Origin of the sequence: Parapedobacter brassicae, assembly GCF_051400755.1 — a bacterium.
Lineage (GTDB): Bacteria > Bacteroidota > Bacteroidia > Sphingobacteriales > Sphingobacteriaceae > Parapedobacter.
Genome location: NZ_JBLFFL010000005.1, coordinates 58,541 through 72,060, shown reverse-complemented (window position 1 = coordinate 72,060; position 13,520 = coordinate 58,541). Strand labels below are relative to the sequence as shown.

Genomic DNA, 13,520 nt, shown 5'->3' with positions numbered 1-13,520 from the left:
AGCCGGTTTGATAAATCAATGGACAAAGTTATCGGGCAAAGTTGTATTTTTGCACGTACCCATGAGCGAACCCCAGATTTCAGGCAAGACGTATGATGCGCAACTGCTTCGCCGGATGATGCGCTACGTAAGACCCTATCGGGCTATTTTCATCGTTTCGGTATTGCTCACGATCCTCATGGCGGGTGTGGCACCGGCCCTGCCGATGCTGGTGGAGTATACCCTCGACCGATTTATCCTCCAAAGCGATGTGGATGGTCTCCACCTGATGCTGGGACTGATGCTGGGGTTGCTCCTGCTGCAGACCGTCATCCGTTATTTCCATACGCTGATGACCAGCACCCTGGGGCAATCGGTCATCCGTGACCTGCGCATCGGCGTGTTTAACCACATCACCGGCCTCCGCCTTAAATACTTTGACCGTACCCCCATCGGCAGGCTCATCACCCGTACCATCTCTGATCTGGAGACCATCGCCAACATTTTTTCCGAAGGGCTCATTCAAATCATCGGCGATATCCTCCAACTGGTGGTGATCCTCGGCGTGATGCTGTACACCGACTGGAGGCTGACACTCATTGTATTGATCCCGATGCCCCTGATGATCGGTGCGACCTACATTTTCAAGGAGGCAATGAAATCCGCATTCCAGGATGTGCGCAAATGGGTATCCAACCTCAATACGTTCCTGCAGGAGCATATTTCCGGCGTCAGCCTCATCCAATACTTCGCCCGGGAGGAGCAGGAAATGCGCAAATTCAGGTCCACCAACGCCGAACATCGCAATGCCCATATCCGGGCCAACTGGTATTTCTCCATCTTCTTTCCGGTCATCGAAGTCATCATGGCCATCGCCCTGGGCTTACTGGTATGGTATGGTTCCAAGCAGGTATTGGCAGATCAGCTGTCGCCGGGCGTCATCGTGGCATTCATCATGTACATCAACATGATTTTCCGCCCGATACGGGAGCTCGTGGATAAATTCAACACGCTGCAAATGGGTATGGTGAGCGCTGAGCGGATTTTTGCCGTGCTGGATACCCAAGAGCAAACCCCCAACACAGGCACCCTGCAACCCGCGCATATCCGCGGCGAGATCATCTTCGATAAGGTATGGTTTACCTACGACGACGAAACTGCCCCCTCGCCGGAGGGTCGCCCCCTTGCTGATGGACAAGCCGCTACTGCCGACAGAAAGTGGGTACTGAAAGACATCAACTTCTCCATCAAGCCCGGCGAGACACTGGCACTGGTGGGGGCTACGGGTGCTGGCAAATCCTCTACCATCAATATCCTCAGCCGTTTCTATGAAGTCAATCAGGGCGCGATCCTGTTGGATGGCCTAGACATCCGCCAATATGAGCTCAATTACCTGCGCCGTACCATCGCCACGGTATTGCAGGATGTCTTCCTGTTTGCCGACTCGGTGGCCAACAACATCAGCCTCAATGATCCGGCGATCACACGCGAACAGATCATCGCCGCAGCGAAGCAGGTCGGCGCGCACGATTTCATCATGCGGCTGCCCGGCGGCTATGACTATGGGGTACAGGAACGGGGCGCGACCCTCTCTTCGGGGCAGGCGCAGCTGATCGCGTTCATCCGCGCCATGGTACATGACCCCAAAATATTGGTGCTGGATGAGGCGACCTCTTCCGTTGATACGGAGACCGAGGAACTCATCCAACGCGCCATCGACACACTCATGAAGGGGCGCACCTCCATCGTCATCGCCCATCGCCTTTCGACGATCCAAAAGGCCGACAAGATCATTGTGCTCGACAAGGGCGAAATGAAAGAAATGGGCAGCCATCAGGAGCTGCTTCGCATGAACGGGTATTATAAGCGGCTGTACGACTTGCAATTCAATTCGGTAGGGATATAAATTTACACACATGAGACTGTATTTGCTCGGCCTAGGCCTATTGCTGTTTGTCACCGCATGCCAATCAACAGGCAAGGGGGGTTATGTAACTGAAGCGGAGGCCCACCCGATAACGGATACCGCAGCGGAGGCGACGGAGCCGTTACCGACCGCGCAGGAAGCGGCCACGGCCATTGACTCGGCGGATTATCGCGCCAAATTACTGGCACTCGCCAATGGGGATACCACCGGGCGTTGGCCGGTGGCCGACCAGCCTGTACCCTTAGCGGGCGCGGTTTTGCCTGACCACCGCATTGTGGCCTATTATGGAAACCTATATTCAACGAAAATGGGCATCTTGGGGGAGCTTCCTCCCGAGCAGATGCTGAGCCGATTGGATGCGGAAGTGGCCGCCTGGAACGCCGCCGATACGAGCACCAAAGCAATACCGGCCCTTCACTACATTGCCGTGACCGCCCAGGGAAGCGCCGGCAGCGATGGCAAATACCGGGCCCGCATGCCGTTCAGCCAGATCGACTCAGTGCTGCGCATCGCGGAAAAACGAGATGCCCTGGTATTTTTGGATATTCAGGTCGGATTCAGCACTGTGGCCGATGAACTGCCGCGCTTAGACACCTTTCTGCGGATGCCGCATGTGCATTTCGGCATCGATCCAGAGTTTTCGATGAAAGATCATTTGCCCCCGGGCAAGCGCATAGGCCATTTTACGGCAGATGACATCAATAAGGCGTCGGCCCATCTAGCGGAACTGGTCCGCGCGCATAACTTGCCTCCGAAAGTGCTGGTGGTGCACCGCTTTACGCAAGGGATGATCAAGGATTACAAACAAATCAAGCTGCGGCCGGAAGTGCAACTCGTCATCGACATGGACGGATGGGGAGCGCCAGCCCTGAAGACGGACACCTACCGAAGCTATGTATACCTGGAACCTATCCAATTCACCGGTTTCAAATTCTTCTATAAGAATGACGTGATGAGGCCTCCCCACCGCATGATGACCTTGGAAGAAGTGCTGGCATTGACGCCGAAACCGATTTATATTCAGTATCAGTAACTCAGTGCTTAGGTAATAGTAACTCAAATACCCCTTCACGCTCCAATATCCACAAGCCGATGCGATCATCCGTGACACCCTCGCGTAAGTGATAGTCGAATACGGGCTTACCCGACTCCATTCGAGTAGGTAAGCAGTTAAATGCTATTTTTTCGTTTGCTTGCAGGGCATGGGCGATTTCGACAATATGAGTGGAGATGATGAAAAACCCCTTGTTAAGTGCTGAAAACGCCTGTACAATGCGGAGTGAACCATCATAAGCATCCTTGACATTCGTGCCGCGGAACAATTCATCGAAGATGACCAGCAGCCGGTCTGATTGTTGGAGCTGTTCGGCCACCAGCTTGACGCGCTTCACCTCGCTATAAAAATGGCTATAACCTTCGTGGATATTGTCCGCAAGGTTAATGGTGGTCACGAGCCCATCAAGAACAGCTGTTTTCATCCGGGTGGCAGGTACCGGAAACCCCAGGTGCGCAAGATATACCGCAATACCTACCGCCTTCATTAACGTAGATTTGCCCGACATGTTAGCACCGGTGATGAGGCTGACGCGTTGGGAAGGATCCAATACGACGCGATTCCGTACCGCCTCCGGAAGCGAGGGATGGAAAACCCCTTCCAACGCCAAAATTTCGCTATCCTGAAATTCAGGAAATGTAAGCCCCATGGTTTTGGAAGCCCTAGCGACCGCATAGTAGGCATCCAATTCATACACCTGTTCGAGCAGCGCGAGCGCCTCTTCATAGTATTGCTTGCGCAACAGGAAATCTATCCGCTCAATCGCATAGCGCTTGAAGCGCCTCGGCGGCGCATCGACATAACGGGCAATCAACGGGTGCTTCGTTAACCTTTCGAGCGCATCGCGTAGTCCGGCCAACAATGGCGTGTCCGTTCCCGCCGGATAGGTTTCGCCCAGTAGCTTGATGAACGCCAAGGTATCGAACAGCTCTGCCACACCGCGCCGCTTGGCATAAAATACCTGGTTTGGCGAAAAAAAATGCTTGACAGCATTACGGATGCCTTTATAAACGGAAAACGATGTCGGCCGATCGGGCCGCTTCAGGTAGTAATCGACAAAGTCCAGCGTCGTCTTGTCAAACGTGAGTTCTTCCACATTGTCCATCAAGAATTTGATGGTGGCCGTGCGGCGCTGGAGCTGCTCACGGTCAGCAAGCGGCTTGCGAAACAGGTCACGCAAGGCGTCTACACCGCCATAGGTAATCGTTTGGTTGAAACACGCAAATACGCTGCCCGACCCTTCATCAAGGAGCTGCAGATCCACGATGGTCTGTTTGTCAATATAGAAGTCGCCCATCTCACAAATATACACCAAACATCCTACTCCCATCGAAGCCGCTGGCAGCATCAGCGATTGGATGACCAAAAGCCCGCGCTGGACTGGCGTCGCGGAGCGGGCAAATGCATGACCAGACGATGAGGCGCCCGGAATTGCACCAGTCGCTCACCCCATTGGCATGCACCGCATAATCGCGTGCATGTCGTTTACTTAAAAAAACGAAAACTTCGTAAATAAATTCGGTTATTTCGGATAATTACTATAATTTCGTAGAATTATTGAAAAATCGAAATGGCATGAAACAGATGGCTTTTTTATTGCTTACCGGATGGTTTGCGGCAACGGCTGCCTACGCTCAGGAGCCTGAACCGGCCCTAGCCCGTGTAATCTACAAATTTACGCACGTCAACGACACCTTGCAGCGGGACAAACCGCATCAAGAGGAAATGGTGCTTTATATCGGGCGATACGCATCGCTATACGGCACGTATGCCAGCGAACGCGTAAACCAGCAGATCAAAAAGCAGATGGAAGATCCGGCGTTTGACGGCAACCTGACCATCACCGGAAGCGGCCGCACGACGCAGGAGTCGTATTACACCAAGCCAGCGGATCAGGTATTGCAGCAATTATCCAGCGTCGCAGGCGAGCGATACCTCGTCGACGTGGATTACCCGCGCATCGATTGGCAAATAGCCGACGAAACCAAAAACATCGGCGGGTATACGGCGCAAAAAGCCACCGGTCGGTTCAAGGGCCGTGACTACACTGCTTGGTTTACCAGCGACGTGCCTTTCCTTGCCGGACCTTGGAAGTTGCAGGGCCTGCCGGGCTTAATCCTCGAAGCAACGGATAGCCGCAATGAGGTGGCCTTTCGCTACGCCGGATTTGAGACACTCGACGAAGGGGAGGCAACCGTATCACCTCCTGAAAATGCGATTGCCACGACTAAAAAAGCCCTCGACAAGCTGATGGAGGCTTATAAGAAAAACCCGCAAGCGGCGATGAACGCACGGGCACAGGCGGGGGCACCGCGTAGCGGTGAAAGTGGGTCCACCATTCGCGTCGGCGGCATCGGCAACGGTAATAACATGGACCCTTCACGCATCAAAAGCATCCATGTAAAAAAGGACACGGCCCAAACCTCAGCTGTCACCAATAATCCGCTGGAACTGGAAAACAAGTAATCCCGCACGGATCACATGGTGAAGTATGCAATGTGCTGCCTATTACTAAGCATGATGATCAGCATGTCGACCGTCTGTGCACAGCAGCGGATCGAAGGGACATTGAAGACCAAGGATGGTAAGCCGGTGCCGCACGCCAGCGTGACCATCCGCAACGCGCAGGGACGCATCGTCGCATTCAAGGCCAGCGACACCTCGGGGAGCTTTGCGATTGTGCTGCCTGCCGTTACTCAGCCGGACAGTCTGCGCCTGCAGATCAACCACTTGGGCTATGCCAAGGTGGACCTGCCACTCGCTCCCTTCAAAGCGCAGTACAACATCACGATGGAGGAAAAGGCCATCGACCTTTCCGAGGTAGCAGTCAAAAGCCGCCCGCGTATCGATGCGCGGGGCGATACGCTTAGCTATGACGTTGGCTCGTTTGCCAAGGCTGAGGACCGCAGCATCGGCGATGTACTGCGACGGATGCCGGGCATGGAGGTAAGCGAAAGCGGGCAGATCAAATACAATGGGCAGCATATCTCCAACTTCTACATTGATGGCGATGACCTGCTCAATGATAAATACAGCATCGGCACGAAAACCATTCCCCATGCAATGGTGCAGAAGCTAGAGGTTCTTCAGAACCATGAGCCGTTGAAAGTGCTCAAAAACAAAATATTGAGCGATCGGATAGCCGTCAACCTGGTCATCAAGGATGATGCTAAGCTCAAGCTCAGCGGACAGGCCAAGCTGGGAGCTGGCCTGCCCCACCAGTACGACGGCGAACTGAATACCATCCTCTTCAACAAAAAATACAAAATGCTCAATGTGGCCAAGGGCAACAATGTGGGCGACGATCTAGCGGCTGATTTCACGGCATTCAGTTTTTCGGATATGCTCTCCGGCGCGGGCAACTCCCGCCCCCAAGCCCTGCTTGCCTCCGGCACCGCAGGCAACCCGGCCTTGCCCAAACAGCGATATTATATCAATAACTCCGGATCGATCAATGCGAATAACCTTGTGAACCTGAAAAGCGGACTGCAACTCAAGGCGAACGTCAATGCCTTGCTCGACCACAACGACATGGTGTACAACACGCTGAGCGAACTTTACCTCGGCAGCGATACCATCCGGTATACCGAGCGGCAGGACATCGGCAAAAATCCGTTCCTTACCGAGGTGAGCCTTACGGCGATGGCTAATGAAGATGATTATTATTTCAACAACCTGCTGAAACTAGCCTATTCCGGCGAGACGGCGACTTCTTCGTTGCTGAGCAACGACCTGGATATGCACCAGCGGCTGCGCAACCGCATCCGTGATTTTTCTAACACCTTGGAGTATACGCCAGCAATGAAAAACGGGGACGTGGTCAACGTGTATTGGTACGTCAACCACTACAATCAGCCTCAGACACTCACCATCGCACCGGGTATCAACCAAGATGTGCTCAACGGCGGGGAACCGTTCAGCGGCATACGCCAATTCGGTGAAACGCCCGCCTGGTTTAACCGCGCATCGGTGGCCTACCGGCTCCCCAAGGGCAGAATCATGCAGCACTATCGCCTAGGGGTGATCAACGAATGGCAGCAGCTCCGCTCGGCCTTGCGGCTTGCCCAAGCCAACGGGCAGGAAATACCCTATGTGGCAAGCGACGACAACGGCCTCCATTGGGATCGTCACCAAGTGTTTGTAGACGGCACCTACGAGTACAAGCGAGGACGCTGGGAGTCCGCCCTCACGCTACCCCTCGCCGCACAACGCATTGCCTACCGGGACGATACTTTCGCGCTTGACGATTCGGAACAGCGCCTGTTGTTCAACCCCTCGCTCAGGGTGAAACTGATGACCACCTCCGAGGACTACCTGTCATTCAATTATAACTATGCCAACCAAATGGGTAATATCAACGGCGTTTTCCGCGGAGCCATATTGGTCAACTACCGGAGCATCCGCGCCAACGACGCACAATTGCAGGAGCGGGATAACCATACGCTTGGGATGCGATACAACTTCCAACGAGCCATCAGCATGCTGTTTATGAATGCGGGCATCACGTACACGAAATCGACTGCCAACACCATTGCTTCCAGCGTGGTCACCGACAACATCGCCCGCACGGTGTTCCTCCCGTTTGACAATGACGTGAGCAGCCTCGCCGTCAACGGCGGCGTCAGCAAGTTTATCTTCACCCTCGGTGCGACGGCAAGCCTCAAGGCATCGTGGAGCACCAGCCGCTTCAACCAGCTGCTCAACGGAGAGACCCTGCCCTTTAACAATCGATCGTTTACACTCAACCCCGGTGCAGAAGCTCGACTTTTCGACCGGGTAAGCATCACCTACGACGGGTCGGGGACGTGGTCGACCAGCCGCCTGGTGCAGGGTGAGGCCACTGCTCAGGTGGACGACCGCCGGATCCTGCAAGTTGATCAAACCGTGGGCCTCACGTATTCGCCGTTTAAAAACATCTTTTTGCGATTATCCGGCAGGCATCAATACATCAGCCAGCCGACCATGGCAACGGTGCGCTATTTGTTTGCCGACGCCAACGTGCGCTACAAGCTTGCCAAATGGCGGACCGATATGGAGCTTGATCTCACCAACCTTGCCAATGTCACGTCTTATGAAACCTTTTCGCTATCGGCCAATCAATTGGGGTATAGTCATTATCAATTGCGCAGCCGCATGGCGGTATTGAAGTTTACATTCAACTTGTAAGCTTCCCTTCATTTAAAATTATACCGAACGGTAATTTGACTACTTTTGCAGCAAAACAGGAAACTATGACAAGAGTGGTCATCACCGGAATGGGGGCCGTTACGCCCCTAGGCAACGACGCAAAGACCTTTTGGCAAAACATTGTCCGCGGTGCAAACGGCGCAGGACCGATCACCCGCTTCGATGCGGCGCAGTTCAGGACCCGGATTGCCTGTGAAGTGAAGGATTTCTCACCAGAAAAATACCTCGACCGCAACGAGATCAAACGGAGTGACCGTTTTACCCAATATGCCCTGTTTGCGGCCTCGGAAGCCATGGAAGATGCCGGCCTGGACCTGGCGGCCATAGACCCGTTTGACATCGGCGTCATCTGGGGCGTGGGGCAAGGGGGAATGGAAACCTTCGAAGAGGAGGTGACCAGCTATGTGGCCGGTGGATACGTGCCGCGTTTCAGTCCGTTTTTTGTTCCCCGGCTGATTGTGAACCTCGCCTCGGGGATGATATCGATGAAATTTGGGCTGCGCGGCATCAACTATACTGCGGTATCAGCTTGTGCCACCTCCAATACCGCAATCATGGATGCTTTTAACTACATCAAGATGGGTAAGGCGAAGGTTTTCGTAACCGGCGGTTCGGAAGCCCCCATTACACCGGCCTCCATCGGCGGATTTTCGGCTATGAAAGCGATGTCTACACGCAACGACGACCCCTTGCATGCTAGCAGGCCCTATGACCAAGCACGCGATGGATTTGTAATGGCTGAAGGGGCTGGTGCCCTGATCTTGGAAGAATATGAACATGCCCGGAAGCGCGGTGCGCATATCTATGCCGAGCTGGTCGGTGCAGCGATGACCGCTGATGCCTATCACATGACGGCTCCGCATCCCGATGGGATCGGGGCGGCGAAAGCGATGGAATTGGCCTTGAAAGAAGCCGGCTTGGATCCCACTGCGGTGGATTACCTCAACCCGCATGCTACCTCTACGCCCATCGGGGATATCGGCGAACTGCGCGCGGTGATTAAAGCGTTCGGCCATACCGAAAACCTCCGCATCAGCGCTACGAAATCCATGACAGGGCACCTCTTGGGAGCCGCTGGCGCGGTGGAAGCCATTATCGCCATAAAAGCGATCAATGATCAGGTAATCCCGCCCACCATCAACGTGGAACACCTTGATGATGCCATTCCCGAAGGCATCCGGATCGTCACCAACGAGGCCCAGGCACAGAAAGTCGATGTGGCGATGAGCAATGCGTTTGGTTTTGGAGGGCATAACGCCTGTGTGGTCTTCAAAAAGATCTAACGGCGGCCCGATTTTTTGACTACTTCGACATCACAAGCCCTTTTTCTGCTTAATTAGTAAGAAAAAGGGCTTGTTTATTTCAACTGTTTTATAGAACTTAGCTGCTAGTCGAAGTACGCTACCGTTTTGACCTGTTATGAATAGTGTGCCGTATAGCCTCATCTCGACCGTTCATCTATCATATTCAGAAAACATAACTTGTTGAGCATTACTTAATTCTGCTATTGTTTTTTTTGATCGACGGCGCAAACATATTTGTGCTGGATCGTGTTTAATCAGCAAATAAAACTAACTGGATTACTAGCTACTACTAACCTAATAAAGTCAGCGCACGCTTCACATGTATAATAATCCCTGGCCATGAAAATCTCACCTTTTTTTTCGCTCCTACTCATCCTGCCTCTTTTTGCCGTCACCACGGTACGGGCCCAACAGAAAATTGCAGACAACACGGCGCAAAATGGCATTTTGCCCCCTCGGGATGGAGCCATCCTGGAGCTCGAAAGTACCAACAAGGGATTGCTGCTCACGCGGATACTTTTGACCAGCACGGCACAACCTGCACCGCTTAGCCAGCATATCGCTGGAATGGTCATATATAACATGGCTACGGTAAGTGACGTGATGCCCGGGCTTTATTACAACGATGGTTCAAAATGGGTGTTGCTAGAGGCTACCGGCACAGGCTCGGGTATCACCTACAACGCCGGTGATCATGTAATCACGTATATCGATCAGGAGGGTGACACGCAGACCATTAACCTGGAGGAGGTCGTCCGGGAGACGGAGACGATCACCCTGCTGACGGATAACACCGATGGCACTTATACGTATCACAATGAATCCGAAGTGGATAACGAGGGCAATCTCATTCCGGGAACGGGTGTGACCATCGATATCCCCGCCTCTGTCATCAGCAATTTCACGGACATCATCGGTGACGAAGGTGTATTGAACCAAGTGATCAATGCCCTGCAAAACACGTATGTGGGCGGCAATGTATATTATGACGGCGACAGCTTTACGTACGTGGATGAAGCCGGCAATCAACAGGTCATCGACTTAGGAGACCTACGTGGTCCGCAGGGAGAGCCGGGGCCGCAAGGGCCAGTGGGACCACAAGGGGAACAGGGTATCCCCGGACTGCCAGGGCCACAGGGCATTACCGGGCCTGCTGGATCGCAAGGGGCTACGGGACCGGCTGGGGGTCAAGGTGCACAGGGGGTAGCGGGACCGGAAGGGCCACCGGGTGCCCAAGGGGCGGTAGGCCCCGCGGGGCCGCAGGGGGCTAATGGCCCTTCCGGTCCCGCGGGTCCGCAAGGGGAGCCTGGACCGGAGGGGCCGACTGGCGCGGAGGGCCCACAGGGGCAACCCGGACCGCAGGGCACCGAAGGGGTAGCGGGACCGGCTGGACCTACCGGACCACAGGGGGCCGCCGGACCAGCTGGACCGACGGGCGCAGAGGGGCCACAGGGACAACTCGGGCCGCAGGGCGCCGAGGGGGCAGCGGGACCGGCTGGGGGCATAGGGCCGCAGGGGGAACAGGGCCGGGGTTTCAATTTGGAGAAGGTCTTCGGCTCGCTGGATGACCTCAACGTACCCGATTCGGCTGAGGGGCTGGAAGTGGGTGATTTCGTCATCATCTCCACTGGCAGTACCGCCGACCCCGAAAACGGGGAAGTATTTGTCTGGACCGGCACAGGGTATGAACCCGTCGTCGACGTAGCGGCCATTGACGGTATCACCGGACTGCCCGGGCCGCAAGGCCCGCAAGGGGAGCCGGGGCCGCAGGGGCCGCAGGGCCTTCAAGGGGAACAGGGGTCAACAGGGCCAGCTGGACCACAGGGAGCAACAGGACCCGCAGGACCCATCGGGCCGCAGGGGGAAACCGGATTACAGGGAACAACAGGACCACAAGGAGAACAGGGTACCACCGGACCAGCGGGTCCAGCAGGGGCTGCCGGGGCGACCGGACCCCAGGGACCGCAGGGGGAAACGGGACCGGCTGGACCTACAGGTGCCACAGGACCACAGGGTGAAGTGGGGCCGCAAGGCCCTGCCGGTGCGCAGGGGCCTGTGGGACCACAGGGGGAAACAGGGCCAGCGGGACCTACAGGAGCCACAGGACCACAGGGTGAGGTGGGGTCGACAGGGCCCCAAGGTATACAGGGGCCTCAGGGCGAGCAAGGATTGATAGGGCCAGCAGGACCACAGGGGTCGCAGGGTGAAATCGGACCTACGGGACCCGCGGGTCCCATAGGTCCGGCAGGCCCGGTGGGACCACAGGGAGAGACAGGGGCAACAGGGCCTACAGGGGCCACCGGACCGGAGGGTCCCACCGGACCACAAGGGCCAGCCGGACCACAAGGGCCCCAGGGCGACCGGGGCCGTGACTTCACTATCGAGCGCGTATTCGACTCACCGGACGCCCTCAACGCACCGGGATCTTCCGAAGGACTCGAAGTAGGTGATTTCGTGATCATTTCCACTGGTGATACCGGTGACGAAGAAAACGGCTATGTATACGTCTGGAATGGATCTTCTTATGAATTTGTTGTCGACGTGGGGGCTGTAGACGGCATCAATGGCGTGGAAGGCCCGGCCGGGCCACCGGGCGCGGCTGGACCACAGGGGGCAACAGGTGCAGATGGCGTGGGCATCACCTCTATCGTCGACAATGGGGATGGCACCTTTACCATCGTGCTGTCGGACAATACCAGTTATACCACCAGCGACCTTACCGGCCCCGCGGGGCCTACAGGTCCGCAAGGGGAAACCGGAGCCACCGGTCCGCAGGGACCTCAAGGAGAACAGGGATTGACGGGCCCACAAGGGGAGACCGGGGTTGCAGGGGCTCAGGGAATACAGGGCGAACAAGGGCTACCCGGCCCGGCTGGACCTGCTGGGGCTATCGGACCACAGGGAGAGGCAGGGCCTCAGGGACCCGTTGGGGAAACGGGAGCAACGGGGCCTGCTGGCCCTACAGGACCCCAGGGCGTAGCAGGCCCCGCAGGTGCGGATGGCATCAGCATCACTTCGGTGACACATAACCCCGACGGCACCTTAACCATTGACCTTTCTGATGGTTCCAGCACCACCACATCCGACCTCACTGGTCCACAGGGACCAGCGGGAGCAAACGGAGCCGACGGAACAGATGGCGTAGGCGGGGTCACCTCGGCCGGAACCAATGTCACCATCACGGGAAGCGGCACGGTTGCCGATCCGTATGTGGTATCGTCTACCGATAACGACACCGACGAACAACAACTACAGAACTTCCAGATCAACGGGGAAAACCTCGAAATCAGTATTGAAAACGGCAATACCGTCAGCATACCGGTGGCTACTTTGCTGGAAAGCTTGTCCATCCCGAATACCTTGGCCAGCGCCACCAACACGATGACATCCACCGTAAACGGAACGGCGGCCACTGCCCCCATCATCAATGCCAATACCCTTACATTCAACGAAGCGGGTGAACTGGTCGGCACGGTCAACGGGGTGGCCACTACACCCCTGGACCTGAGCAGTGCCATAAATAGCGCCGTGACGGCCGACAACGCCCTGACAAAGACCGACGGTAACGTCCAATTGGGAGGGGCGCTCACCCAACCCACCGAAATCACGACAGATGCCACCAATACGTTGGCAGTAACGGGGCTGCAAACGGCCACACCGCAGATGACGGGAAGCGTGATCAACGCCAACAATCCCAGTGTCATGATGGTGGCGCCCGATGGCACGCTCCAGCAAGCCCGAGCGGTATTGCCCAAATTCTTCTATATGCCGTCGGTCACCTTTGAGACCACTAGTAGCGTAACCAATGGTACGCGCGACTTGTATCAAGAATACCTGGATCAATTTAGCAACCCGGTTGTGAGCAGCGAGGGCGCTACCGACGGCATCCCCGTATGGGACCGGGATGATCTGGAATATTACATCACCTATTATGACACGGAGGTTTTCTCCATAGAAAACGCGATTACGTCGGGCGGCGTGCTCACCTATTCGGTGATCAATACCTCCAAACCGTTTTCGTACATGAACATTGTACTTGTCGTCAAAAGCACCGCCACCCCATAGCCAC

General features: G+C 55.6%; 7 protein-coding genes. 6 read left to right on the top strand and 1 reads right to left on the bottom strand.

Annotated features, from left to right (window positions below; genetic code table 11):
* Positions 1–61: 61 nt before the first annotated feature.
* Positions 62–1,885, top strand: coding sequence for an ABC transporter ATP-binding protein (locus tag ACMGDE_RS14405; protein WP_436833517.1), 1,824 nt, complete (start codon positions 62–64; stop codon positions 1,883–1,885).
* 10 nt (positions 1,886–1,895) lie between these two features.
* A complete protein-coding gene (locus ACMGDE_RS14400; protein ID WP_436833516.1) occupies positions 1,896–2,939 on the top strand; it encodes a hypothetical protein in 1,044 nt (347 codons plus the stop codon).
* A gap of 1 nt (position 2,940) precedes the next feature.
* Here ACMGDE_RS14400 and ACMGDE_RS14395 read toward each other — a convergent pair whose 3' ends face one another.
* Complete coding sequence (locus ACMGDE_RS14395; protein ID WP_436833515.1) at positions 2,941–4,257, bottom strand: MutS-related protein; 1,317 nt, start codon at positions 4,255–4,257, stop codon at positions 2,941–2,943.
* A 287-nt stretch (positions 4,258–4,544) separates the two neighbouring features.
* On the opposite strand from ACMGDE_RS14395, the gene ACMGDE_RS14390 reads away from it, so the two are divergent.
* The 4 genes from ACMGDE_RS14390 to ACMGDE_RS14375 all read left to right on the top strand — a co-directional run bounded on the left by ACMGDE_RS14390 (position 4,545) and on the right by ACMGDE_RS14375 (position 13,516).
* Positions 4,545–5,426: a GLPGLI family protein gene (locus ACMGDE_RS14390; RefSeq protein WP_436833514.1), complete on the top strand. Its 882-nt coding sequence runs from the start codon at positions 4,545–4,547 to the stop codon at positions 5,424–5,426.
* Between the two features lie 15 nt (positions 5,427–5,441).
* On the top strand, positions 5,442–8,126 hold the full coding sequence (locus tag ACMGDE_RS14385) for a carboxypeptidase-like regulatory domain-containing protein (RefSeq protein WP_436833513.1): 2,685 nt from the start codon (positions 5,442–5,444) through the stop codon (positions 8,124–8,126).
* 65 nt (positions 8,127–8,191) lie between these two features.
* Positions 8,192–9,430 (top strand): beta-ketoacyl-ACP synthase II, encoded by a 1,239-nt coding sequence (gene fabF, locus ACMGDE_RS14380; protein WP_436833512.1) that lies wholly within the window; start codon positions 8,192–8,194, stop codon positions 9,428–9,430.
* Between the two features lie 360 nt (positions 9,431–9,790).
* Positions 9,791–13,516 (top strand): phage tail-like protein, encoded by a 3,726-nt coding sequence (locus ACMGDE_RS14375; protein WP_436833511.1) that lies wholly within the window; start codon positions 9,791–9,793, stop codon positions 13,514–13,516.
* The last annotated feature ends 4 nt before the right edge of the window (positions 13,517–13,520 follow it).

What these genes read in the sequence shown, in the direction of transcription:
- ACMGDE_RS14390 (WP_436833514.1), top strand. Translation starts at nt 4,545, where the DNA reads ATGGCTTTTTTATTGCTTACCGGATGGTTTGCGGCAACGGCTGCCTAC.
- fabF (WP_436833512.1), top strand. Translation starts at nt 8,192, where the DNA reads ATGACAAGAGTGGTCATCACCGGAATGGGGGCCGTTACGCCCCTAGGC.
- ACMGDE_RS14385 (WP_436833513.1), top strand. Translation starts at nt 5,442, where the DNA reads ATGGTGAAGTATGCAATGTGCTGCCTATTACTAAGCATGATGATCAGC.
- ACMGDE_RS14405 (WP_436833517.1), top strand. Translation starts at nt 62, where the DNA reads ATGAGCGAACCCCAGATTTCAGGCAAGACGTATGATGCGCAACTGCTT.
- ACMGDE_RS14375 (WP_436833511.1), top strand. Translation starts at nt 9,791, where the DNA reads ATGAAAATCTCACCTTTTTTTTCGCTCCTACTCATCCTGCCTCTTTTT.
- ACMGDE_RS14400 (WP_436833516.1), top strand. Translation starts at nt 1,896, where the DNA reads ATGAGACTGTATTTGCTCGGCCTAGGCCTATTGCTGTTTGTCACCGCA.
- ACMGDE_RS14395 (WP_436833515.1), bottom strand. Translation starts at nt 4,257, where the DNA reads ATGGGCGACTTCTATATTGACAAACAGACCATCGTGGATCTGCAGCTC.